This is a genomic window from Bifidobacterium sp. W8103 (genome assembly GCF_016100775.1).
Lineage (GTDB): Bacteria > Actinomycetota > Actinomycetes > Actinomycetales > Bifidobacteriaceae > Bombiscardovia > Bombiscardovia choladohabitans.
On record NZ_JACFRV010000001.1, the window covers coordinates 1,640,609 to 1,663,194 of the forward strand.

Consider the following 22,586-nt stretch of genomic DNA (forward strand, 5'->3'; position numbering starts at 1 on the left):
CGAAGGAGAGAAGAGAGAAGTCATGCAGTCCGACGATGTTGAGCAGGCTGAATCTGCCAATGACCAGGGTCAGGCCGCTGATCGGCGCAACCGGGCCCTGGCTGCGGCGCTGACCAGGGCTGCCAAGGAACTGTCCAAGGCCAAGAGCCAGTTGGCCCAGCTGGGCCAACCGCCCTTGACTGTCGCCCTCGCCCTGGGTGTGGATTCCGTCGCCTATGACAGTCAGGGGGTGCAGCAGGCCCGTCTGTTGATCCTGAACGGTTCCAGGCGGATGGTGGTGCCCCTGGCGCCCGATATCCACGCCGAGCGGATCCGGGGCGGCCAGGAGGTTCTGCTCAATGCCGATATGGTGGTGGTGCGTGTGGGCGATCAGCCGGTGACCGGTCAGGTCCGCACACTGCGGGAGACCTTGGAATCCGGTGCCCTGCTGGTGGAAGACCCCTCCGGGCAGACCCGCGTCGCTGCTCGTGCGGGCTCTCTGCAGGACCAGCCCATCGAGGCAGGCAGCGCCTTGCTCATGGACGAAAGCTGTTCGATGGCCCTGGCTGTTCTGCCTGAGTCTGACCGGTCCGACATGCTGCTGGAGGAGACCCCCGACGTGGACTTCTCGGATATTGGGGGTCTGGACAGGCAGATTGAGCGGATTCGTGATGCGGTCCAGCTGCCCTTCCAACATGCCGATCTGATGCGTCGTTATGGGCTTCAGGCCCCCAAGGGTGTCCTGCTCTACGGGCCGCCCGGCAACGGCAAGACCATGATCGCCAAGGCCCTGGCCCGAGCACTGGCCCAGGAGAGCGACGGCCACGGGATCTTCCTGTCGGTAAAGGGCCCCGAGGTGCTCAACAAGTTCGTGGGGGAGTCGGAACGGCTGGTCCGCCGCCTGTTCGCCAGGGCCCGCAGCCTGGCAGGCCAGGGTGGACCGGTGGTGGTCTTCATCGACGAGATGGATGCCCTGCTGCGAACCCGGGGATCGGGCATCTCGTCGGATGTTGAGACCACCATCGTCCCCCAGTTCCTGACCGAGCTTGACGGTGTCGAGTCCCTGGACCAGGTCATGGTCATCGGTGCCTCCAACCGCATCGACATGATCGACCCGGCGGTTCTGCGCCCAGGACGGCTGGATGTCAAGATCCGCATCGACCGGCCCGACAGGACCAGGTCCGCCGCCATCCTGGGCAAGTATCTGAGCTCCGATATGCCCATGGAGGATGATGCCAGTCCGGAGGAGCTGATCCAGGTATTGGTCGATGGACTCTTCGCACGGGATGGTGACCATCTGCTGGGCAAGGTCATGGATGCCACGGGCCGCTGGCAGCCCCTCTACCTGGAGTCTGCGGTCTCCGGCGCCATGCTGCACAACCTGGTTGATCGGGTCAAGACCATGGCGGTCAAGGCCTCCATCGAGCAGGGTCGACAGGTGGGTCTTGACCGTGGGTTCTGCACGAGGGCGGTCCGCGGGCAGTATGAGGACACTCTTGAGGAGCTGCGTGGCCAGGATCCGGACCGCTGGGCCGATCTGGCCGGACTGCGTCCGGGACAGGTCCAGGAGGTTCGCCCGGTCGACGGGCCAGTGGAGCGGTCATGAATGCCGGGCGGGTTATGGGCACCGAAACGGAGTATGCCATTGCCGACCCCCAGGATCCCGGCGCTGATCCGCGTACTTTGGCCCTGCGTCTGGTAAGGGCCGCTGCCCAGCCGGACTTGGCGCACATCCGCTGGGACTACGGGAATGAGGATCCGGTCAATGATGCCAGGGGAGGTCGGCTACCACGTTCAGCTGCCGCTCCGAGCATGCTCACCGATGCGCCTGGTGCCCGGCTGATCGATGTGGCAGCTCCCAATGGCGCTCGGATTTATGTGGATCATGCCCATCCCGAGTATGCCTCGGCGGAAACGGTGAATGCCTTCGATGCGCTGGTCCAGGACCGCGCGGGGGACCGGATGATGGCCCTGGCCGCAGAAAGGGCCGGAGGCCTGGCTCTTTACAAGAACAATGTGGACGGCAAGGGTGCCGCCTGGGGATCGCATGAGAACTACCTGATGGATAGGGCGGTGCCCTTCGCCAGGGTGGCGGCCCTGATGACTATTCATTTCGTTACCCGGCAGATCTACACCGGTTCGGGCAGAGTGGGCCTGGGGCCCAGGAGCGAGGGGGCTGGCTTCCAGCTCAGCCAGCGCGCCGACTATCTGACCAGCCGGATTGGACTGCAGACCACCTTCGGACGACCGATCATCAATACCCGGGACGAGTCCCATGCGGGGCCGGGCAGCCGCCGTCTCCATGTGATTGTGGGCGATGCCAACCGGCTGGATGCGCCCCTTATCCTCAAGCTGGGGACCACCGATCTGCTGCTGGCGCTCCTGGAGTCGGAGGGGGATTCGACCCGTCTGGTCGATGAACTGCTGGATCGCTGGACGCTGGATGATCCGGTGTCGGCCCTGCACACGGTTTCCCGTGATGTCACCCTGACCAAGTCTTTGGCCTTGGCAAACGGAGGATTCGCCGATGCGCTGACCATTCAAGGGGCCTTGCTGGATGCGGTCCGACAGGTCAGAAGGGATGCCGACCGGCCAGGTTGTGCCGACGACCGGGTTCTGAACCTCTGGGGCCAGGTGCTCGAGGATCTGGCTCTGGTTCGTTCTTGCGACGACGAGGCCCGTCTGGCCATGCACGATCAGGCAGGCAGGCTGGAATGGCTGCTCAAGTGGCAGCTCTTGGAGCGTCTGCGCCGCCGTCGGTCCCTATCCGACTGGTCGGATCCCCGTCTGGCGGCCCTGGATCTGGCCTGGGCACGGGTGGATCCCGGCCGTGACCTGCCCTGGCGACTCAGAGGATCCGTTCTGCAACTGGCCAATCCCGACCAGATCACCAGGGCCATGGACCAGGGCCCGGAGCAGACCCGGGCCTGGTGCCGTTCCCAGCTGCTCCACCGTTGCCCTGATGTGGTCAGGGCAGTCTCCTGGAGTCGTGTCATTCTTGAGGAGCAGGGACCTGAGGAGGAGTCTAGGATCAGGGTCGTGGACCTGTCCGATCCGCTGGGTCACACACGGTCTTCCTGCCGGGATGGCCGCGACATATACTGCTCATAGCGCAGAAAATAGTCCGATATCAGACCGGACGACCACCGGTGGACCACGGTCGGCAATGCCTCGACCACCCGTTTGAAAGAGAAGAGAAGTATGGAATTGCGCGATTTGGCCATGCAGGCCGCCACCATCGCTGTGGAGGCCGGCCGTCATGCCCTCCAGGACCAGATCAATCCCCACGATCCCCGCTCCACATCAGCCATTGGCCAGGGCACCCAGTTCTCTCCGGGCATTGACACGCGTCTGATCCGTTACTGCCGGACCAAGATCGCCGCCCTGGACCCCATGGATGGCTTCTGGGAGGAGGAGGCCGGCAACCGCCGTCCGGGCGGCCGCTACTGGTGCCTGGGCCATATCGACGGTCCGGTCAACTACGTACGCAACATGGCCGAATGGACGCTGACCATCTCCCTGTTCGCCGTGGATGAGAAGGGCCACGCCTCACCGGTCCTGGGTATCGTGCATGCCCCGGTCCTGGGCCTGACCTATCTGGCAGCCAAGGGCCAGGGCGCCATCAGGATCCGACGAACCATCGTGGGCGACAAGCGGGAGAAGATCATCCCCTCCACTATGACCACCCTGACCGGATCAGTGATCAGCTTCGGCATGTCCTACTTCCCCAACGAGTCCGAAAAGGTCCTGCAGATCGTCTCGCGCATGGCCGGCAAGCCTGCCGACATCAAGCGCGTCGGTCCTGTCTCGCTGGATCTGTGCCGGGTGGCGGACGGAAGCTACGACGCCTATTTCGAGCCGGCCCTGCACTCCTGGGACATCCCTGCTGTCTCTGCGGCGGCTGTCGTGGTCCGGGAGGCCAAGGGCACTCTCTGGCGCTGGGACGGCGGACATGTGCGCTGGGAGGGGAGCAACGACGTGGTGGCCACCAACGGACTCATCGCGGAGGATTTGAACACGTATCTGAGCGGGCGCTGATCCGCGCAGGGAAGGAGAGCGACCATGGCTGAGGCATCCCAGCAGGGGCGGCGCATGGCAGCCGGGCAGCAGCAGGAGCAGGAAGAGGATCTGCCGCAGACCGGTGCACAGGAACAGGGCCAGACGGCTGGATCCGACCTGGATGCCGTCCTGGATGACATCGAGACCACCCTGGAGACCAACGCCAAGGAGTATGTGCAGGGCTTCGTCCAGAAGGGCGGTCAGTGATCCATGGCGGAAGGGCAGGGGCAGGGGACTGACTCGGACTTTCACAGGATATTCGGCATCGAGACCGAGTATGGACTGAGCCTGACCGGTGCCAGTGCCCCCTACGCCGCCGGCAGGGTGGCTATGGCCATGTTCCGCCCTCTCATTGATAAGCACGGATCAACCAACATCTATCTACCCAATGGTGCCCGGCTCTACCTGGACGTGGGCTCCCACCCGGAGTATGCTACAGCGGAGGCCCGTGATCCGCTGACAGCCCTGACCCAGGTGCTGGCCGGGGAGCGGATCATGGCCGACCTTGCAGATCGCGCCCGGAATCGTCTGGCGGAGGACCTGGGCAGGCCCGTCAAGGTTCACGTCTTCGCCAACAATGTGGATGCCCAAGGCCATGCCTTCGGCTGCCATGAGAATTACCTGTTGGACCGGCGAGTCCCCTTGGACATGGTTGGAGCCTGCCTGGTCCCCTTCTTGGTCACCCGGCAACTGATCACCGGGGCGGGTCGTCTGAGTCCCGATGGGTTCCAGCTCAGCCAGCGGGCCGACTTTCTGGATGAGGCGGTCTCCTCGGCCACCACCCGTGCCCGTCCCATGGTCAACACCCGTGACGAGCCTCTGGCTGATCCCGAGCGATGGCGTCGTCTGCATGTGATCGTAGGGGATACCAACCGGTCGCCGCTGGCCACTTGGTTCAAGATGGCTAGCACCCACCTTGTCCTCAATCTGATCGAGCAAGCCTGCCGTCGGGGCAGACGGCCAGACCTGGTCGACTGCGCCCTGGCTGACCCCGGTGCAGCCGTCCGAGCCGTCAGTCGGGATCGGACCGGCCGTGTCACCCTGGACCTGCAGGCTTCCACGAAGACCGGTGGCATCAGCGCTCTGGGTCTACAAGAGTCCTATTGGTCGGCCTGCAAGGCCTTGGTGGACCAGCAGGAGGATATAGGCATCGACCGGTCCCAGGCTCTGCGTGCCCTGCAACTTTGGAGGGCAGCCTTGGATGCGCTGGACGCGGGGCGTTGGCAGGATCTGGCTGACTGGGTGGATTGGGCCGCCAAGCTGCGGCTGCTCCAGGGCCTGAGTCGACGAGGCGCCGGACGGGATCTGGAAGAGGCGGTGGACCTGGACTATCACGATCTGAGCGAGGGAAGGTCCTTCCCCGGCCTGGTCAGGCATGGGCTCATGTGCTCACCGATCGACGATTCCGAGGTACAGCGCGCCATGGACCAGCCTCCGGAGGATACCCGGGCCCGTCTGCGTGGCGACTTCGTCCGTATGGCGGACCGGGGAACGCGCACATGGTCATGCGACTGGAGCCACCTGGTCCTGGGTGGTTCCCACCGAGTCGAGGTGGCCCTGCCTGATCCCTTCGACCAGCTGGGTCCACCCCGATACCATTCCCTGATGGACTTCCTGAGGGGTGCTGCAAAGCCGAGTGCCTAGGGTCCGGTTTGCACTGCTGATCATCCGTCAGGTCTTGCTGTAAAAAGAAGGGCCCCGGCATCCGTGGATGGATGTCTGGGCCCTTGCGGAAAGGCTGGTTTCACTTCTTGTTGGTGACGGCCTTCTTCAGCAGCGAGCCGGCAGAGATGCGCACGCCATAGCTGGCCGGAATCTTGATGGTCTCACCGGTGCGGGGGTTGCGTCCGGTACGGGCGGCACGCTTGACACGCTCGGCCGAGAACAGACCGGTCAGCTTCAGACCCTCACCGGACTTCATGGCCTCGACGAAGACATCCTGGAAGGCGTTGACAGCAGCTTCCGCCTGAGCCTTGGTCAGGTTGGACTTCTGTGCAATCTTCGAAACGAGATCAGACTTGTTGTATGCCATAGAACATCCTTCTTTCGGGGGCCTCCCACTGCTTGATTTGGGGAAAGCCCAACGGTCAATGACTGATATTAGCGCAGATTAGGCCCAAACACCGCATTTTCCGGGGGTTTTCGACATTTCACCACGCGATTTTTGAGGCCGTCGGGATTGGGACTGCCCGAAGGTTCCTCAGATGCGATTATGGCTGCTCAACCAGCGCATGGCCAGGGCTCCCAGGGGGATGCGTAGCCAGTAGGTGGCCACCCGGAAGACCAGGGTGGCCGATATGGCCACGCCCGAGGGAACACCTGCCAGGCGGAAGGCGGAGAAGAGCACCGCTTCGATGGCCCCCAGGCCGCCGGGGGTGGGGACGGCCGAGCCTAGTGTGTTGGCCAGGAGGAAGACGAAGGTGGTCTCGAACACGTTGGTCCTGCATCCGAAGGCCATCAGGGCGGCCCAGAAACTCATGCCCAGGGCGGCTGACTGCAGCACGGCCCCAAGCACGGCCACCACCAGCTGCCTGGGCTGGGTCAGAATCTCCACAAGGTGGCGGGCGTAGGAGGCCACGATGGGCATCAGCCGTTCCATGACCAGCCGCCGTGTGTATGGGATGGCCATGATCAGGGCCGCGATGATGGCCACCGTCCCGATGACGATGACCAGGGTGTTGGTGGGGATCATCCCGGATAGGGTGTTACGCCCGGTGAACAGCCCGATGACGATCAGCAGACAGAAGGTGGTTGCGAACTGAACTGCCACCACGGCGCTCATGATGGCCGTGGCCATGGTGTTGTCGTAACCGTCCCGCCGCAGGAACTGCAGGTTGACGAAGGCCGGCCCCACCCCTGCAGGCATGGAGACCGAGGTGAACGAGGAGGCGACCTGGGACAGGAAGATGCCCTTGAAGTCGCGTTTGGCCGGGTCGATGAAGACTCCCAGGGTGATGGCGCAGCCCACCCAGGACAGTGACCCCAGCAGGAAGGAGAGTCCGGCCATCCAAGGGTTGGCGTTGCGGACGGCGCTGATGACCTGGGGCAGGTTGAACTGGGTGATGATGACCGCCACAGCCACCACCAAGAGGGCCAGTGCCACGAAGCTACGCAGGCTGAAGCGGGAAAGGGTCACCTGGCCGGTCTCCGCCACCGACTCAGGTGGAGCCAGGGCCCGCAGCTGTTTGCGAAGGTCTGCCAGAATCTGCCGATCCCAGCCGGGCAGGGACTGGGTCTGTGAGGGAATGGCCACCATCTGGCAGAAGGGCGACAGTCCGGCCAGGGTCTTGACCCCCCAGGAGGCACGGGCGGCCTCGATGGCTTGGTCCACACCGATCATCGTGGCAACCAGGGCCAGAAGCTGGATACGGTCCAGGGCGATGTTGGCTTGGGAGCTGGCGCTGTCGCCGTTCTCCCAGCCGGCGATGACCATGGAGCCCGACTGGTCCATGGCCAGTGTCTCCGGGCGGATGCGGCGGTGTGTAAAGCCGCGATCGTTGGCCCGGCGGAGGTAGTCCATCAGCTGCTTGGCCCTGTCCGTGTCCAGGCTTCCAGGTTCCAGGGGCCGAAGGTGGACGTCATCCTCCAGGACCAGAATCGAGGATTCCGCGCTCTCCGCCAGGCCATAGGGGTGCAGGGCGGTCAGCCCCAGGTCCCGCAGTTCAGCCAGCATGGCCATGTGGTGCTGCATGGAGTTTCTGACCGACCGGTCCCGGCGCATGGAGACTCCGGACAGCTTGATCCACTGCCAGAGTTGCATCAGATAGCCCATGGTGTGCAGCTGGCCGTCCATGACCGACACCGTATAGTTGCGGCCATTCCTGTCCTGGGCTCTGTAGATGCGGGAAGCTTCGATAAGGTCGTCGTCGAGGGCGGGCAGAGGCTGGCCATCGGCATCCAGACTGGGATCCTGACGTTCCAGACTGGCGGTTTGGATGCCGATGGATGCTATGGCCTGTACCACTCCCTGTCCCCAGGCTCCCTTGTTCTGCGTGCCCGCCAGATATCGGACGACCATGCCCATGATCCGTCCCAGAATCAGCGAGACCAGAACCCCGCTGGCCGAGTTGGAGGATATGGCGACCATGATGACGGCCACAATATATAGGGCGTTCCATCCCCACTTGACCGAGCTGCGCAAGCGACGGGGTCCTGCTGCGCTCAGGAAGGCAGCCAGACCGGCATAGAAGTCGGGAAGCAGGACGGGTGACCCTATGGCGTTCTGGGAGCTGAATGAGGCAATCAAGGTCGGGTTGCCCGCCTTCAGGATCAGGTTGGAGGTCAGCATGACCAGCCCGAACCCTAGGAACATGGCCAGGGGGGCGGTGATGGCCTGGATCCATTCCCTGTTGACCAGTAGGTGGACAATCACGGTCAGGACCACGGTCACGGTCACTGCCTGCTGGAGGAAGGCGGTAGGTACGTCCATGAGCCAGTCCATGGCATTGCCGGCCTGGCGCATGTCCGATTCGACCCCGGCCGCTATGCCCTTCAGATAGACAGCCGCCAGGGTAACCAGGATTCCCAGGATCAGAGCAGCCAAGGCTCGCAGCAGATCCTCGGCATCGTGGACCCGTTGGGGCGGGGTGTCCCGGATGACGACCTGATCCGCCTTGACAGGATCGGCGGAATCGGTGTCCTCGGGGGTTATGGTCGACTGGGACGGGGTCATGGTCAGTCGCGATCGAAGTCCACCAAGGTTCCGGCTGCGCCTGTGTAGGTTGCCGGCGTCAAGGCCTTGAGCCGACTGGCCGTGTCCCGGTCCAAATCCAAGCCATCGATGAAGTGCTCGACATCCTCCCGTCCGATTCTCTTGCCCCGCATCAGCTCCTTGACCTGCTCATAGGGATGATCCATGCCTGAACGTCCCGCCAGTCCAGCGGCCCGCATGGCCGTCTGTATAGGCTCGCCCAGGACCTCCCAGTTGCTGTCCAGCTCGCGGGCCATCAGTGCCTTGTCCGGGTGGATGGTCTGCAGTCCGCCGTCCAGGTTGTCCAGAGCCAGCATGCTGTATCCCAGGGCCGAACCGATGTTGCGCTGGGTGGTGGAGTCGGTCAGGTCCCGCTGCCAACGGGTTTCGGTCAGGGTGGTGGCCAGGGTGTCCAGCAGGGCTCCTGAGATCTCCAGATTGGCTTCGGCGTTCTCGAAGCGTATGGGGTTGACCTTGTGGGGCATGGTACTGGATCCTGTCGCGCCCTTGACGGGTTCCTGGGCAAAGACGCCGCGGGATATGTACATCCAGACATCCACTGACAGGTTGTGCAGGATCCGGCCCAGGTGGGCGATGTTGCTGAAGAGCTCGGCCTGCCAGTCGTGCGACTCGATCTGGGTCGTCAGCGGGTTCCAGACCAGACCCATCCGCTCCACGATGAAGGTGCGGGTCAGATTGATCCAATCCACCTGCGGCAGGGCGGCAAGATGGGCGCCAAAGGTTCCGGTGGCGCCATTCATCTTGCCCATATAGTCCTGATTGTGGATTCGGTCCAGCTGCCGGTGCAGCCGATGGACGTAGACCGCCATCTCCTTGCCCAGGGTGGTGGGTGTGGCCGGCTGGCCGTGGGTCAGGGCGAGCATGGGCAGATCCCGGTACTGCTCCGCCATGGTTGCGAGATGCTTCTCGATCCGGGTGGCCTTGGGGAGCCAGACCTGCTCGACCCCGCCTCGGATGCAGCGGGCATAGGCCAGGTTGTTGATGTCCTCGCTGGTACAGGCGAAGTGGACCAGGGGTGTCAGCCTAGGGAGTTGGGACTCGGGGCCAAGGGCTGTGGCTGCAGCCTCCAGGCGGCGGTCGATGTAATATTCCACAGCTTTGACATCGTGGTGGGTCTGGGCTTCGATGCCTGCCAGTTCGGTGATGCCGTCGGCGTCGAAATCCTCGGGTATGGCGCGCAGGTAGGCCTGTTCTGCCTCGGTCAGAGGCTCTACGCCCGGCAGGACCGGGTGCTGGCCGTTGCCCTGGTAGCCGTTGGCCAGCATGATCATCCATTCGACCTCGACCCGCATGCGCTCGCGGTTCAGGGCAGGCTCGCTCAGATAATCCACCAGATCGGCGGTCTGTCTGCGGTAACGTCCGTCCAGGGGATTGAGGGGGATGACTGGGGTGATTCGGCTCAGGTTCATGCCTCCAGCCTAGACGACCGGGTCAACCAGCAGGAAGCGGCATGGGTGCTCCTGGGGGGCCGCGTGTCCCGCTCACCGTCGTAGCCTGCCACGGTAGTAGCGGGTCTCCTGCAGATCGCCCTCGATGGCATGGGCGAAGTGGTCGTCCTGACGTCGTACTGCTGGTGAGTTCTGATCTCGGGCATCAGCCCAGGCCGCCTGCTGGTAGGCCATGCCGTGGGTGGATTCCTTGCCGGGGCCGGCAGTGGTCACTGTCCGGCCGGTCTGTGTCCCACCTGGAGGGGGAGGCCCGCCCGCTCGTCCCCTGACTGTCAGCTGATTGGATCGAGAGGGGTTGTCGGCCCCATCAAGGCTGGAGACCAGCTCTTCGCGCATCTCCACGCTGGTCACCCAGGTGTCAGGCTGTATTTTCCGATGGGCGATGGGCGAGCCGACGGTCACGATGTGATCGAAGCTGTAGCGGTCCGAAAGATCCGAAGCCATGGTGGCGGCCACAATCCCACCCTGGGAATGGCCCACCAGGCTGACCGGATCGTCCGGGCGCACCCCTGCATCCTGCATGGCCTGGTCCACCAGACGCAGGGAGGCCGCCCTGTCGCGCACTGATGCCTTGTCACTCATGAGCTGGATGTTCTGGGCCCAACCGATGGGGGAGTCCAGATGGGAGCTGGTGCCGGGTATGTAGACCAGCCAGTGGTCTTTGCCGTCGGCCTCCCGATAACGCTGTACGGCGACTGTGGCGTAGGGAATGCCGTCCCGACAGGATCCCAGGGTCTCTAGGTTGTGCAGAGCACCGGCGATGTTATGGGCCTCGCCCAATCCTTCGCCTTGCGGATGAACGGGCTCCATAGCGATTCGGTCACCCTGGAAATGAGCGAGTATCAATGGCATCAGCAGGCCGGGGCCGGTGACCAATCCGCCAATGGGATCATGACGGTCCGATGACAGGCCGGATGCGACCGCGGTCAGCAGGGGCTGTTGGATGCTGGCCGTGGTTTCCAGAATTTCCTGGAATTGCGATGAGTCCAGGTGGCCGGTCAGTTTGGCTACTCCCAGGCCCAAACCGATGGATCCCAGCATGAACGGGGAAATAGGCCGGAAGACAGTCAAGGCCTTGGACGTCAGGGAGTTCATCAGCCTGTCAATGAATGATTCAGCCTGCGAGTAGAGCCCATAGGCCTTGGTCAGCCGGTCGGCCACGGACTGGAGCCGGGTGCGCAGGTCTTCGCAGGCCTGGGCCTGGTCACTGCAGAAGGACACCATCCGATCCATTGGCAGATGGGCGTGATCCGGCGGCGGCACGGCAGCCTGGGTGCAGGGGAGGGCAGGCAGCCCCGGCATGATTCTGCAGATGGCCCGATTAGTCAGAACCCACTGGGACTGCATGGTGGCCAAGGCACCACCTGCTTGGTTGAGCCTGTCCGCCATGCCGGTCAGGTGGTCCAGCTCGGTGCGCGTATAGCCGTTGGCGTCGGGGGCAGCGGTGATGGTCCGCTTCATGGCCGGATCTCTTGATCGATCAGGTTCAGGGTGCGGCCTGCCTGGATGCGCTGATCCTGGCAGACGGCATCCATGGCCCGCACCTGGGCCTTATAGGCCTCAGCAGCCCGGCCTTCCCAGTCGACCCTCAGAGCTTGGTCGGCTAATTCACTCAGATGGACCAGAGTGGTTCGCGACTGCCGTGCCATATCGAACAGCATGGCCCGGCAGCGGGCCGCTCTCGCATGACAGGGGCAGGTTTGGGCCTCTTCCGGATCAGTCAGGAAGGATTGCTGTTCGAGGAAGGGACCCAGGGTGGGTAGTGACGAGGATGACCTATACATGTCTCTACTACAACATTGCAATCATCTTGAAATGATCCCCGTAGGGCCATGTGGTCGAATGAGGTCCGGTTCATCTGGCTGTGGACGGATTTACCGCTAATTCTGTCGGTCTGATAGTCATGGGACGTTCGTCTGCATGGGAATCGATTTGTTGGGAAAGAGGGTGGTGGAATGACTCACGCGAAAGGTTGTGCGCGGTCGGTCACCAAGGCTTGACATTCTTCCCCTGACTCTTGTTGTCGTCCGGCTTGCCTGTCGGCGTGGGGGAGGCGGACGGTTCGCTCTGCTGCTGGTTGCGCTTGAGCAGGTCCTCCACCTCGGCCTCCTGCTGCTTGGTCAGTCCTGAAGAGGACCCTTTTCCGGATTCGTTCTTTCCGTCCTGGGCCTTATCGGCCTTCTGCTTCTTGAGCAGACGCTCCGTGCGGCTGGTCAGCGCAGCGTTGGCAGCACGGTTGGCCTGGGCAGCCTGTCTGGTCTGTGGCAGGATCAGGGGTCCCGGCCGTTCGACCTGGGCGAAGAGATGTTCGGCCTGGTCCTGCAGGGCCTTGATGGATGCTGGATCGGCCTGGGGGTTTTGGGCCTGTCGAACGTTGGTGCTCAACGTGTGCGTGCCCTCGTTATAGGAGGCAATGGCTTTGACGTTGATCAGGCCCCAGGCCCCGGTCAGGGCTGCAATCAAGGCCAGGCCAGCCAAAATCAGGCGCGCTCGCAGGCGGCCTGCGTCTCTTGCTCCTTGCCGGGACTTCCTACTCATAGCAGTCTCCTCGAAGTGCGGATCCAGAGCCCCGCCTCAATCAGGATCAGGACCAGCTCCACCAGGGCCAGCGGCCAGACCAGCGGGGCGACATGCTGGCGGACCTGGTCGACCTTGGTCACCCGGTAGCGCTTGGAAGCCGCAGCCGTGGCTCCTTCACCTACCGTGGTTCCCTTGGCCAGGGCCTGGTAGTGGCCGCTCATCTCGTCCGCAATGGCCTTGAGGGTTTTCGGGTCCATGGCGGAGATGCCCGGCTGCCCGGTCTTGGGGTCAGTCACCCAGCTGTCGGCATCGCTTCCACCGACATCGGAGCTCAAGGGCACCATACCGCCCTTGGCCGAGCCGGTTCCCAGCACAAAGGCATCGTCCAATCCCTCCCTGAGAACGCTGAAGGATCGTCGTTCATCGGGTCCGGTCTGTTCGCCGTCGCTGATCAGGTAGAGCAGGATTCGGTCGTCGGGATGCCGGTCCTTGGTCTGTTTCAAGACCAGGCTCAGGCGATCCAGTGGAGCATCCAGGCTGGAGCCGGAGGATCGGGATGTGGGCTCTGTAGCCAGCCCCCTGGCCCAGTTGTCCACAGCCCGCACGTCGGGGGTCAGGGGCAGATCGACGCTGGCCGAGGCGCCGAAGCTCAAGGCCGAGAAGGAGGCATCGGGGTAGATGCGTGTCAGGTCGTGCACGGCTGACCGGGCCGCATCCAGTCGGCTGATTCCTTCCTGGTCGCCATATCCGGCATCTTTGACCGCCATGGAACCGGTCACGTCAACCGCAATGAAGACATCAGTGGCGTTGACGGCTTTATTGGTGGTCTTGCTGACCGTGCTGGGGGTCATGACCATGAGGGCCAGGATCAGGACCATGGCAGTGCGTCGGGTCAGGGCCCAGCGGTCGGCATCCGTATCCCGACCCTCGCGCAGTCCATGGATGACCAACGCAATGGCCAGGAGCAGCAGCAGACCCGCCAGTAGGCCGCCGGCCAACCAGCCCAGGGAAGGCTCAAAGGTCACGGACTTGAGTATGTTCATCGCTTCAGCCTCCAGGCCAGGAGCAGATATCCCGACAGCGCCAGGGTCAGGGCCAGGGTCCACCAGCCGGGTGCATCCACCAGGCTGGACTGCTCCTGCTGGTGGGGGTCGGCTCCGTGTCGATGCTCTATCCGGCGGACCAAGGCGTTGATGGAGTTTCCATCCTGACGTCGCAGGAAAATACCGCCACGGGCTTCGATCAGCCTCTGCATCTGCCGGGTGCTCTCATCCTCGCTGCCCTGGTCCGGTCCTGAATAGAGCCCGTCCACCGCGATTCCTGCGGCCGAGGTCAGCTTGAGTGCCTCCTCCAGGGTGTATGTGGGTTTGCCGGAGACAACGTTATCGGTGGCCAGGACCAGTGAGCTGGACCGTTGGTCGGCCTTTGCCGATCCGGTCTGGTCCTTGGGAGCGAATTGTGGGAGGAGTGCAGCGCAGCCCACCAGCCCGTCGCCGATCAGCGAGGTGGTGTCCCGGCGGTTCTGCGTGCCCTCCAGCCAGTCGCTGATGTCCTGGTATTGTCGTCCGCTCATGGCATCGATACGGTCCTGGGACTGCACCCCGTCCAGGATCCGCCGCGCCTTGCCCAATTCTGCGGTGATCATCCCGTAGTCGTCGGTCAGGGGGAAGACGGTGCGCGAGGTGGAGTTGAATATGCTCAGGGCCATGCGTTCGCCCCGGAAGTTGCGGACCAAGTCAAGGTAGGAGGCAATCACCTGTCGGTCGTAGGGCAGGGTGGAGCCGGACACATCCAGACATAGGACAATATCGCGGTTATGGCCCTGTTCCAATGTCCGATCGACCCGGGCGGGCCTTGCGGCCAGGCTCAAAACCATCAGCAGGGCCAGAGCGAGCAGGATTGCGGAACAACGGTTCAGTCGTCGCCAGTGCCGCAGTGCCTCATGGCCCTCCTCGGTGTCCAGGTCGCTGTCCAAGGTCCAGACCCGTGCTCCCGGTTCCTGATCCAACTTGCCGCGACGTGCCATACGGTAGGCCAGCAGGCCGAACGCCAGGGCCAGGACCAGGGCCAGAACCGGCAGCCAGGGCCACCTCCAGGACAGATTGCCTATGCTCATCGCGGCCACCGTTCAATCAAATCCCGTACCCAGTCGGCAGCCTGATCCACTGTGGCATCGGTTCCTGCGCTGTCCCGGGGAAGGGCGAATTCAGGCGGATATAAAGCATCTATGGTCTGCCGAAGCAGGTCCAGGCCCTTCCGTGTACTGGGCGTACGGGGCTGGGCCTGGATTTCGGCCAAAGTCTTGGACTTCATGTCGCTGTTCCAGCAGCGGGAGGCAAATCCACGCGCTATGGTGGCCAGTGCCGTCATGGCCTGGTCGCGGTCCAGCTGGCCCTTGTCGTACCGGGCCACCACCTTATCGATTTGCTGACGCCACGCATCGCGGGAGTCGGAGCTCGCTTGGATCGGAGGCTCTTCCTGGTGCCGGCGGAACCTGGGCAGGAGAAGGGCCGCGGCAGCCAGGACCAGGGTCAGTATGATGGCGGCCGTCGTCAGAGCCAGTAGCCAGATGGGCTGGGTCATGGTGGGCATGACCTTGATTCGGCCATGACCGGACGCCAGACGAATCAGGACGACAGCACTCATGCCGACATCACTGTCCGTCGCATGGGGATGCCTGGTCTTCCGGCTGAAAGCAGGTGGATGAACCTGTTGAACATGGCTGTGCTGGAGTCGGCCCGGATCAGCGAGGCTCCGATTCTGGACAGTTCCCGGCTGAAGGCCTCTATCTGATAGCGTCTGTGCAGATCCACCGCCCGCGTCCCGTTCGCAGTGCGCAGGAATGCCGGGATCTTGCGTCCGCTGGGCGCATCCGTTACCGAGCCCGTAGCGGGCTGCAGGCGCAGGGGATTCATGGTCTCCACTCCGATGAGGTTCAGGGGGTGGGTGGTGGCCAACCGTCTGATGGTCGGAATCAGGTCGACCTTCAATGCCGACTGGTCGGTGGCGATGACCAGCATGGCCTGCCGGTCCTGGATGCCGGCGGCGTAGCCCAGCAGGGCCTCAAGGTTGCGCGGCTGATCCAGCCGTGACTCCAGAGCCCGGTCCAGGGTCTGCTCGAATCGGGCGAAACCGCCCTGGCAGGGTACGCGTCGGATGGCGGACGAATCGACCAGGACCAGATCCACTTCATCGCTGCGGCGCAGGCAGAGGGAGGCGAACATGCACAGGGCGTTGGCCGCCACTTGGATGGCCTGCTCCCCGTCAGGGCATGTTCCTGACATCTCGCGGCCGACATCCAGCAGCAGCCAGACCCTACTGGTGACCAGGCGCTCGCGCTCCACCACCATGGGCCGACCCATCCGGGCGCTGGCGTGCCAGTCGATCATGCGTGTTTCGTCCCCGAACTCGTATGCGCGCAGGTCGGCTCGTTCGTCCCCGCCGCCACGACGGCCGGAGGAGTGCTCGCCCTCCAGCAGGCCCAGGGCCCTGCGCACCGTGGGAAGCCGCAGGCTGGTGTCCAAGGACTCGATCCGCCTGCGGACCGGGTCATGATCCGGACGTCGACGGCTCATGGCACCGGCACCGTGTCGACGATCTGATCGATGATGTCGTCGCTGCTGACGCCGTCGGCCTGGGCCTCGAAGGTCAGCAGGATCCGGTGGCGGAGCACCGAATGGGCCCAGTCCTTCAAATCCTCGGGAATGACGTAATCCCTGCCTGTCAGCAGGGCTCTGGCCTGGCCGATGCGAACCAGGGCGATGGAGGCGCGCGGGCTGGCCCCCAGCCTCACCTGCTCTGCAAGCCCTTGGATGGGTCGCGATCCAGCCCCCCTGCTGGTGGCTGCCAGATCGACCGCATATCGCATGATGGGCTGTGCTACGTGGACCTGCCGGGCCTTCTGCCTGAGGAAGTCCACATCGGCGATGGTCAGTGCATCCCGATCGTCCTTGCCGGGCATATCGGTGCCTCGGCTGGTCAGCATCTGCAACATTCGGATCTCCTGGCCGGCATCAGGATAGGTCATGACGGCCTTGAGCATGAACCGGTCCATCTGGGCCTCGGGCAGGTTGTAGGTGCCCTCCTCCTCGATGGGGTTCTGGGTGGCGATCACCATGAAGGGCCGGGGCAGGGCTATACGCTCGCCGCCGATTGTGGTGGCACCCTCGGCCATGGCCTCCAGCATGGCTGACTGGGTTTTGGCGTTGGATCGGTTGATCTCGTCCAGAAGGACGAAGTTGGCGTGGATGGGGCCCAGCTGTGTGGAGAAGCGCTGTGTGGAGAAGTCATAGACCTGGGTGCCTACCAGATCCGAGGGCATCAGGTCGGGAGTGCACTGGATCCGCTTGAAGCTGCCGGAGACCGAGGTGGCCAGGGTCTGGGCGGCCGTGGTCTTGGCCAGGCCGGGCACGGATTCGATCAGGATGTGTCCTGAGGCCACCAAAGTCAGGATCAGGGCCTCCCGCAGGTTCTCCTGGCCTACCAGAGTCCTCGAAAAGCGGGTCCGGATCCGGTCGGCCAACTGGCGGCAACGTTGCAGGTCGTCCTGGCTGATTGGCGGAACCTGGCGGTCCTGACCGGGCTGAACAGATGGGGACTGACTGGGTCGAGGTGGGAATAATGCCATAGCAGACATGGTAACGGCATTTCCTGACGACTCAGCCGGCAGGACTCAGGTCAGTGACCAGTCCACCGGTTCGGCGCCCATGGCCTCCAGCGCTTGGTTGGCCTTGGAGAACGGACGGGAGCCGAAGAAGCCGTACCGGGCCGACAAGGGGCTGGGATGCGGGGATTTGATGATGGCCGCGTTGGTCAAGAGGGGCTCAAGGCTCTGGGCCTGCCTTCCCCAAAGAATTGCCACCAGGGGCCGGACCTTGCCCTCCTGGTCGCGTCTGTCGTTCAGAGCTCGGATGGCGGCGTCGGTGATCTCCTCCCAGCCCTTGTTCCGGTGGCTGGCCGGTTTGCCCACCCGCACAGTCAGGCAGCGGTTGAGCAGCATGACCCCTCGCCTGGTCCAAGGTGTCAGATCGCCGTTGGAAGGTGTGGGCAGGCCCAGGTCGGAGTTCAGCTCGGCATAGATATTGCGCAGGGAGCCGGGAATGGGGCTGACTGCAGGGTCTACGCAGAAGCTCAGGCCCACCGGATGGCCGGGCGTCGGGTAGGGATCCTGGCCCACGATCAGGACCTTGATGGAGTCGAAGGGGATGGTAAAGGCGCGCAGAATGTTCTTGCTGGCAGGCAGGTAGCGGTGACCCTGTGCCAGCTCGGATCTGAGGAAGTCGCCCATCCGATGAATGTTGGGCTCGACGGGTGCCAGAGCGCGGGCCCAGCCGGGGTCCACCAAAGCGCTCAAAGGTTTGCGCTGGGTTCGGCCCTGGCCTCCTGCTATGGTCGGAGGGTTGGTACCGGTTCGGTTCGTCGGCTCAGGGGGGGTTGCGGCAATTGGCTGGCTGCTGTTCATAAGGTCACTATATCGCTTGGCAATATGGGCCGGTCAGGACTGCCTCGGCCATTCCAGGGTTGGCGGAGGACGTCGAATGGTCAGTTGAATGTTGACCCGGCGACGCATTACTTATAATGGTTCAGGATCCGGTGGAGCAGAGGAGAGTTCATGGCTAGCACGCGCGACAATGGGACGCAGGCGCGCCCTCAGGTTCATGATGCGTTCGATAACCCTCCCAAGGGCCCGGTCGGCGTGCATCGCGGGCCGCGTTCCCTGTCGGTCAGGGTCCTGCCCTACCTGCTGGTGGTTGTCTTGGCGGTGCTGTGCGGTCTGGGCGTATGGGCTGCGGTCAGCGGCTCCCTGCCCTGGCAGCAGACGCACACTGAAGCCTCCCGGGTCATCAGCAGCCATCTGCCCAAGCGTTCAGCCTCCTCTTCGGCTTCAAGTAGCGCGACCGCTACCGATCAAGCCTCCCAGGAACAAACTTCTGAGCCGTCCACCCAGTCGCCTTCGGCCAGTGCCTCCAGCAGCAGCCCGGCTCCGGTGGTCAACCGGGGCACGCGGGTCACCGTCATCAACGGAACCAGGGTCACCGGGTATGCCGGCAAGAAGCGCCAGGTTCTGGTCAATGCCGGTTACACTGCGGTCACGGCATCCAACCCGCAAGGTGCCCTGCCTGGCGTGAGCATGGTCCGCTACCGTGACGAGGCGGATAAGGCCACTGCCCAAGAGGTGGCCAACGTGCTGGGCATCGCACAGGTGGAGCAATCCTCTGTGGCCTCCACTCCGGTGGAAGCCATCCTCATGCAGTGAGGCTCGGCCAACCTGGCAGCGGAAGAAAACGACGGCAAAACATTCAGAGTTTCGGCTCGGCGTTTTGCAATTGCCCCATAAATGGGCCTAAACTGACCTTGCCGACCAGGCAGATGCGGTCAGTCTCGTATCTGTTGTGACGCGGCACCTATGTTAAGGAAGTTAGTTATGGCACAAGGCACTGTGAAATTCTTCAGCGCTGGCAAGGGTTACGGATTCATCAATCCCGACGATGGCGGCGAGGACGTGTTCGTGCACTACTCGGCCATTCAGTCAGATGGCTTCAAGACCCTTGATGAGGGAGATAAGGTCGAATATCAGGTGGAGCAGGGCCCCAAGGGTCTGCAGGCAACCAAGGTCACCAAGCTCTGATTGTCATCTTCTGTATTCGTCATGGGGGCCCCGGTCATTCCGGGGTCCTTTTTTATGGCATCTTGCCTACATCCGGATGCTGAGCCAGGACTGTGCAGTGTGCGGATTATCCGTCGCCGCTACCGACATGTCAGGGCAAACATGACATACAGCCTGCAGCGTATTTTCCCTTCGGGTTGGCACTCGGCCCCATCGAGTGCTAATCTGCTGAATTAGCACTCGAGGTGCGGGAGTGATAACACGACAGCTGACGGTCGGGTTCCGTTCCACGCCGACGGTGGGTCATGAAACCTCAAGCCATGACGGAGGAAGCAACAATGGCAAAAATCATCGAGTATGACGAGGAAGCTCGTCAGGGCATGCTTGCCGGCCTGGACAAGCTGGCCGACACAGTCAAGGTCACGCTGGGCCCCAAGGGTCGCAATGTCGTGCTGGACAAGTCCTACGGCGCACCGACCATCACCAACGACGGCGTCTCCATCGCCAAGGAGATCGATCTGGAGGATCCCTACGAGCGCATTGGCGCCGAGCTGGTCAAGGAAGTCGCCAAGAAGACTGACGACGTCGCCGGAGACGGCACCACCACCGCCACCGTGCTGGCCCAGTCCCTGGTGCATGAGGGACTGAAGAACGTGGCCGCCGGTTCCAACCCCATCGCCCTGCGCCGCGGCATCGAGAAGGCTGCTGACGCCATCGTCAAGGAGCTTGTGGCCCAGTCCAAGGAAGTCGAGACCAAGGATCAGATCGCAGCCACCGCCACCATTTCTGCAGGCGACCCCGAGATCGGCAATGAGATCGCCGAGGCTCTGGACAAGGTCGGCCAGGACGGTGTGGTCACCGTCGAGGACAACAACCGCTTCGGACTGGACCTGGAGTTCACCGAGGGCATGCGCTTCGACAAGGGCTACATCGCTCCCTACTTCGTCACCAACAATGATGACCAGACCGCGGTTCTGGATGATCCTTACATTCTGCTGACCTCGGGCAAGGTCTCCAGCCAGCAGGACGTGGTCCACATCGCCGAACTGGTCATGAAGACCGGCAAGCCCCTGCTGATCGTGGCCGAGGATGTGGACGGCGAGGCGCTGCCCACCCTGATCCTCAACAAGATCCGCGGTACCTTCAACTCCTGCGCCGTCAAGGCTCCTGGCTTTGGTGACCGCCGCAAGGCCATGCTGCAGGATATGGCCATTCTGACCGGTGCACAGGTGGTCTCCGATGAGCTCGGTCTCAAGCTGGACTCCATCGACATGAGCGTGCTGGGCACCGCCAAGAAGGTCATCGTCTCCAAGGATGAGACCACCATCGTCTCCGGTGGCGGTTCCAAGGATGAGGTCTCCGCCCGCGTGGGCCAGATCCGCACCGAGATCGAGAACACCGACTCCGACTACGACCGCGAGAAGCTGCAGGAGCGGCTGGCCAAGCTGGCCGGTGGCGTGGCCGTCATCAAGGTCGGCGCAGCCACCGAGGTCGAGGCCAAGGAGCGCAAGCACCGTATCGAGGATGCTGTCCGTAACGCCAAGGCCGCCATTGAGGAGGGTCTGCTGCCCGGAGGCGGCGTGGCCCTGGTTCAGGCCGCTGCCAAGGCCGAGAAGGATGTCAAGCTGGATGGCGACGAGTCCACCGGCGCCTCCATTGTCTTCCGCGCCATCGAGGCCCCCATCAAGCAGATCGCCGAGAACAGCGGCGTCTCCGGTGACGTGGTCATCAACAAGGTCCGTTCGCTGCCTGCCGGCCAGGGCTTCAACGCCGCCAACAACGAGTACCAGGACCTGCTGGAGGCCGGCGTGGCCGACCCCGTCAAGGTGACCCGTTCCGCCCTGCAGAACGCTGCCTCCATCGCCGGGCTCTTCCTGACCACCGAGGCCGTCGTGGCCAACAAGCCCGAGCCGCCGGCACCTGCCGCAGCTCAGCCTCAGGGCGACATGGGCTACTGATCCCTTGAGGTTCGGCCGCATTCTCGGCTGAACCGGGTGATCGCCAAAGGCGGGGGCCTGCGCATCGGACAATGGTGCGCAGGCCCCTGCCTTTGTTATGTTCGGTCTTTCCATATGCCTGTCAGGTCTGGATCCGATAAGCAATGGACATGCCTTGGTCGAACGGATTCGAGCTGCCTGCATGTATCAGCCAGGCGTTCAGGCTCCGGCGAAGAGGCGGGTGGCCTGGGCCTCGGTGTCCGCGTAGAGAGCCGAGGCCTGGGTCAGGGCTGCCTGGATGCCTTCAAGCGCCTGCTCCATCTGGGCCTGCGAAGCGCGCCACTGCTGGGCCACCGTGGCGAATTGGCTGGCTGCCGAGCCCTGCCAGACGCTTTGGAGATTGTCCAGGTTGGTGTACATCCCCGCCACGGCATCTCTGATGGCCCCTATCGAGCCGCTGACCGCGCCGGAGGCCGTCTGTATCTGATCCGAATCAACTTGGAACCTTGTCATGGTTGTCCTTTCCGTGAATGGCGGTGATGGTGGGGGAGTCCGATGCCGTCAACCGCTACTGTGGACACTATGACAGTGTTCACGCAGTTGCCCCGTCCGCGGACCCATGTGGTCGAACGAGTTCCCCTCCACAGGACGAGTCGGTTCAGCTTTCCTGCCATGCAGCGGGTTCTGGCTCTCCTGCTCTTGATGGTTTTGGCGATCAGCGGCCTTGGATCGACCAGGGCTTTTGCCGATGAACCTCAAAACGGGGCAGGAACCATGACAGATACGATCACCGATCCGCAGAATCTGCTGGGTTCTGATGTGGGCTCCGTCAAGGATGCAATCAAGGAGACTGCAGAGCAAACCGGAGTATCGGTCCGACTGCTCTACCTGCCGCATTTCTATGAGGGCGTCAAGCCGGAGACCTGGGCATCCCGGGTGCTCGAATCGATGAAGCCCGCCCACGACACGGTCATGCTGGCCGTGGCCTCTCAGGACGGCAAATTGGTTGTGGCGGTCTCCAGCAACTCGCAGTCCTGGCTCAAGGACCAGTCCAGCGTGGATCAGCTCTCGCAGGCCGCTCTGGAGCCGGTCACCAAGGGCCGCAATCCCGACTGGGTGGGCTCGGCCAGGGCCATGATGGCCCAAGTGGAGACCCTGAAACAAAACCAGCGACATCATCGGATCATGATTGTCGCTCTTTCGGTGACGGTTGTGGTCCTGGTCATTCTGGTCGTGGTCGTGGCGATCTGGTGGCGTCGCAGCAGCCGAACAGGGGCTCATCATCGCAAGTCCAGCGCAGCGAAGAAGGAACCAAAGTAGACAGA

General features: G+C 63.2%; 22 protein-coding genes. 9 read left to right on the plus strand and 13 right to left on the minus strand.

What is annotated here, in order from left to right:
* The first annotated feature begins 22 nt into the window (after positions 1-22).
* From arc to H3U90_RS06435, 5 genes are all read left to right on the plus strand, one after another.
* On the plus strand, positions 23-1,585 hold the full coding sequence (arc, locus tag H3U90_RS06415) for a proteasome ATPase (protein ID WP_198177485.1): 1,563 nt from the start codon (positions 23-25) through the stop codon (positions 1,583-1,585).
* Complete coding sequence (dop, locus tag H3U90_RS06420; protein ID WP_198177486.1) at positions 1,582-3,090, plus strand: depupylase/deamidase Dop; 1,509 nt, start codon at positions 1,582-1,584, stop codon at positions 3,088-3,090. The genes arc and dop overlap by 4 nt, the downstream gene beginning before the upstream one ends.
* A 90-nt stretch (positions 3,091-3,180) precedes the next feature.
* Positions 3,181-4,017: an inositol monophosphatase family protein gene (locus H3U90_RS06425; RefSeq protein WP_045935548.1), complete on the plus strand. Its 837-nt coding sequence runs from the start codon at positions 3,181-3,183 to the stop codon at positions 4,015-4,017.
* A 24-nt stretch (positions 4,018-4,041) separates the two neighbouring features.
* Positions 4,042-4,245: a ubiquitin-like protein Pup gene (locus H3U90_RS06430; RefSeq protein WP_198177487.1), complete on the plus strand. Its 204-nt coding sequence runs from the start codon at positions 4,042-4,044 to the stop codon at positions 4,243-4,245.
* A 3-nt stretch (positions 4,246-4,248) separates the two neighbouring features.
* Positions 4,249-5,682 carry a proteasome accessory factor PafA2 family protein gene (locus tag H3U90_RS06435; RefSeq protein ID WP_198177488.1) on the plus strand — a complete coding sequence of 478 codons (1,434 nt, stop codon included), beginning with the start codon at positions 4,249-4,251 and terminating at the stop codon, positions 5,680-5,682.
* A 100-nt stretch (positions 5,683-5,782) separates the two neighbouring features.
* Here H3U90_RS06435 and H3U90_RS06440 read toward each other — a convergent pair whose 3' ends face one another.
* The 12 genes from H3U90_RS06440 to H3U90_RS06495 form a co-directional block, all read right to left on the minus strand.
* Positions 5,783-6,070: an HU family DNA-binding protein gene (locus H3U90_RS06440; protein WP_015022121.1), complete on the minus strand. Its 288-nt coding sequence runs from the start codon at positions 6,068-6,070 to the stop codon at positions 5,783-5,785.
* Between the two features lie 168 nt (positions 6,071-6,238).
* Positions 6,239-8,710 (minus strand): lysylphosphatidylglycerol synthase transmembrane domain-containing protein, encoded by a 2,472-nt coding sequence (locus H3U90_RS06445; RefSeq protein ID WP_198177489.1) that lies wholly within the window; start codon positions 8,708-8,710, stop codon positions 6,239-6,241.
* A gap of 2 nt (positions 8,711-8,712) precedes the next feature.
* On the minus strand, positions 8,713-10,158 hold the full coding sequence (gene purB, locus H3U90_RS06450; RefSeq protein ID WP_198177490.1) for an adenylosuccinate lyase: 1,446 nt from the start codon (positions 10,156-10,158) through the stop codon (positions 8,713-8,715).
* A 72-nt stretch (positions 10,159-10,230) separates the two neighbouring features.
* The gene (locus tag H3U90_RS06455; RefSeq protein ID WP_198177491.1) at positions 10,231-11,658 is read right to left on the minus strand and encodes a PGAP1-like alpha/beta domain-containing protein; all 1,428 of its coding nucleotides are present in this window, start codon (positions 11,656-11,658) and stop codon (positions 10,231-10,233) included.
* Positions 11,655-11,846 (minus strand): hypothetical protein, encoded by a 192-nt coding sequence (locus H3U90_RS06460; protein WP_198177492.1) that lies wholly within the window; start codon positions 11,844-11,846, stop codon positions 11,655-11,657. Before H3U90_RS06460 ends, H3U90_RS06455 begins: the two co-directional genes overlap by 4 nt.
* Before the next feature lie 337 nt (positions 11,847-12,183).
* The gene (locus H3U90_RS06465) at positions 12,184-12,735 is read right to left on the minus strand and encodes a DUF6466 family protein (protein WP_198177493.1); all 552 of its coding nucleotides are present in this window, start codon (positions 12,733-12,735) and stop codon (positions 12,184-12,186) included.
* On the minus strand, positions 12,732-13,760 hold the full coding sequence (locus tag H3U90_RS06470; RefSeq protein WP_198177494.1) for a vWA domain-containing protein: 1,029 nt from the start codon (positions 13,758-13,760) through the stop codon (positions 12,732-12,734). The genes H3U90_RS06465 and H3U90_RS06470 overlap by 4 nt, the downstream gene beginning before the upstream one ends.
* Positions 13,757-14,833 carry a vWA domain-containing protein gene (locus H3U90_RS06475; protein WP_198177495.1) on the minus strand — a complete coding sequence of 359 codons (1,077 nt, stop codon included), beginning with the start codon at positions 14,831-14,833 and terminating at the stop codon, positions 13,757-13,759. The genes H3U90_RS06470 and H3U90_RS06475 overlap by 4 nt, the downstream gene beginning before the upstream one ends.
* Complete coding sequence (locus H3U90_RS06480; protein ID WP_198177496.1) at positions 14,830-15,363, minus strand: hypothetical protein; 534 nt, start codon at positions 15,361-15,363, stop codon at positions 14,830-14,832. Before H3U90_RS06480 ends, H3U90_RS06475 begins: the two co-directional genes overlap by 4 nt.
* Positions 15,360-16,292 (minus strand): DUF58 domain-containing protein, encoded by a 933-nt coding sequence (locus tag H3U90_RS06485; protein WP_198177497.1) that lies wholly within the window; start codon positions 16,290-16,292, stop codon positions 15,360-15,362. The genes H3U90_RS06480 and H3U90_RS06485 overlap by 4 nt, the downstream gene beginning before the upstream one ends.
* Positions 16,289-17,344: an AAA family ATPase gene (locus H3U90_RS06490; protein WP_408610405.1), complete on the minus strand. Its 1,056-nt coding sequence runs from the start codon at positions 17,342-17,344 to the stop codon at positions 16,289-16,291. Before H3U90_RS06490 ends, H3U90_RS06485 begins: the two co-directional genes overlap by 4 nt.
* A 45-nt stretch (positions 17,345-17,389) precedes the next feature.
* Positions 17,390-18,178, minus strand: coding sequence for a uracil-DNA glycosylase (locus tag H3U90_RS06495; protein ID WP_232340457.1), 789 nt, complete (start codon positions 18,176-18,178; stop codon positions 17,390-17,392).
* 150 nt (positions 18,179-18,328) lie between these two features.
* Here H3U90_RS06495 and H3U90_RS06500 point away from each other — a divergent pair, with 150 nt between their 5' ends.
* The 3 genes from H3U90_RS06500 to groL all read left to right on the plus strand — a co-directional run bounded on the left by H3U90_RS06500 (position 18,329) and on the right by groL (position 21,282).
* Positions 18,329-18,973 carry a LytR C-terminal domain-containing protein gene (locus H3U90_RS06500; protein ID WP_198177499.1) on the plus strand — a complete coding sequence of 215 codons (645 nt, stop codon included), beginning with the start codon at positions 18,329-18,331 and terminating at the stop codon, positions 18,971-18,973.
* Between the two features lie 168 nt (positions 18,974-19,141).
* Positions 19,142-19,345, plus strand: a complete 204-nt coding sequence (locus H3U90_RS06505; protein WP_015022108.1) for a cold-shock protein — start codon at positions 19,142-19,144, stop codon at positions 19,343-19,345.
* Positions 19,346-19,662: 317 nt separating this feature from the next.
* Entirely contained in the window at positions 19,663-21,282 is a 1,620-nt protein-coding gene (gene groL, locus H3U90_RS06510; protein ID WP_024626575.1) for a chaperonin GroEL, read from the plus strand.
* 198 nt (positions 21,283-21,480) lie between these two features.
* On the opposite strand, the gene H3U90_RS06515 is transcribed toward groL, so the two are convergent.
* Positions 21,481-21,774: a WXG100 family type VII secretion target gene (locus H3U90_RS06515; protein ID WP_015022106.1), complete on the minus strand. Its 294-nt coding sequence runs from the start codon at positions 21,772-21,774 to the stop codon at positions 21,481-21,483.
* Positions 21,775-22,035: 261 nt separating this feature from the next.
* On the opposite strand from H3U90_RS06515, the gene H3U90_RS06520 reads away from it, so the two are divergent.
* Entirely contained in the window at positions 22,036-22,581 is a 546-nt protein-coding gene (locus tag H3U90_RS06520; protein ID WP_198177500.1) for a TPM domain-containing protein, read from the plus strand.
* Positions 22,582-22,586 lie beyond the last annotated feature (5 nt).

Bases quoted from the DNA above. Each gene is read 5' to 3' on its own strand.
- arc (WP_198177485.1), top strand. From the start codon at position 23: ATGCAGTCCGACGATGTTGAGCAGGCTGAATCTGCCAATGACCAGGGT.
- dop (WP_198177486.1), top strand. From the start codon at position 1,582: ATGAATGCCGGGCGGGTTATGGGCACCGAAACGGAGTATGCCATTGCC.
- H3U90_RS06425 (WP_045935548.1), top strand. From the start codon at position 3,181: ATGGAATTGCGCGATTTGGCCATGCAGGCCGCCACCATCGCTGTGGAG.
- H3U90_RS06430 (WP_198177487.1), top strand. From the start codon at position 4,042: ATGGCTGAGGCATCCCAGCAGGGGCGGCGCATGGCAGCCGGGCAGCAG.
- H3U90_RS06435 (WP_198177488.1), top strand. From the start codon at position 4,249: ATGGCGGAAGGGCAGGGGCAGGGGACTGACTCGGACTTTCACAGGATA.
- H3U90_RS06440 (WP_015022121.1), bottom strand. From the start codon at position 6,070: ATGGCATACAACAAGTCTGATCTCGTTTCGAAGATTGCACAGAAGTCC.
- H3U90_RS06445 (WP_198177489.1), bottom strand. From the start codon at position 8,710: ATGACCCCGTCCCAGTCGACCATAACCCCCGAGGACACCGATTCCGCC.
- purB (WP_198177490.1), bottom strand. From the start codon at position 10,158: ATGAACCTGAGCCGAATCACCCCAGTCATCCCCCTCAATCCCCTGGAC.
- H3U90_RS06455 (WP_198177491.1), bottom strand. From the start codon at position 11,658: ATGAAGCGGACCATCACCGCTGCCCCCGACGCCAACGGCTATACGCGC.
- H3U90_RS06460 (WP_198177492.1), bottom strand. From the start codon at position 11,846: ATGGCACGGCAGTCGCGAACCACTCTGGTCCATCTGAGTGAATTAGCC.
- H3U90_RS06465 (WP_198177493.1), bottom strand. From the start codon at position 12,735: ATGAGTAGGAAGTCCCGGCAAGGAGCAAGAGACGCAGGCCGCCTGCGA.
- H3U90_RS06470 (WP_198177494.1), bottom strand. From the start codon at position 13,760: ATGAACATACTCAAGTCCGTGACCTTTGAGCCTTCCCTGGGCTGGTTG.
- H3U90_RS06475 (WP_198177495.1), bottom strand. From the start codon at position 14,833: ATGAGCATAGGCAATCTGTCCTGGAGGTGGCCCTGGCTGCCGGTTCTG.
- H3U90_RS06480 (WP_198177496.1), bottom strand. From the start codon at position 15,363: ATGAGTGCTGTCGTCCTGATTCGTCTGGCGTCCGGTCATGGCCGAATC.
- H3U90_RS06485 (WP_198177497.1), bottom strand. From the start codon at position 16,292: ATGAGCCGTCGACGTCCGGATCATGACCCGGTCCGCAGGCGGATCGAG.
- H3U90_RS06490 (WP_408610405.1), bottom strand. From the start codon at position 17,344: ATGGCATTATTCCCACCTCGACCCAGTCAGTCCCCATCTGTTCAGCCC.
- H3U90_RS06495 (WP_232340457.1), bottom strand. From the start codon at position 18,178: ATGAACAGCAGCCAGCCAATTGCCGCAACCCCCCCTGAGCCGACGAAC.
- H3U90_RS06500 (WP_198177499.1), top strand. From the start codon at position 18,329: ATGGCTAGCACGCGCGACAATGGGACGCAGGCGCGCCCTCAGGTTCAT.
- H3U90_RS06505 (WP_015022108.1), top strand. From the start codon at position 19,142: ATGGCACAAGGCACTGTGAAATTCTTCAGCGCTGGCAAGGGTTACGGA.
- groL (WP_024626575.1), top strand. From the start codon at position 19,663: ATGGCAAAAATCATCGAGTATGACGAGGAAGCTCGTCAGGGCATGCTT.
- H3U90_RS06515 (WP_015022106.1), bottom strand. From the start codon at position 21,774: ATGACAAGGTTCCAAGTTGATTCGGATCAGATACAGACGGCCTCCGGC.
- H3U90_RS06520 (WP_198177500.1), top strand. From the start codon at position 22,036: ATGACAGATACGATCACCGATCCGCAGAATCTGCTGGGTTCTGATGTG.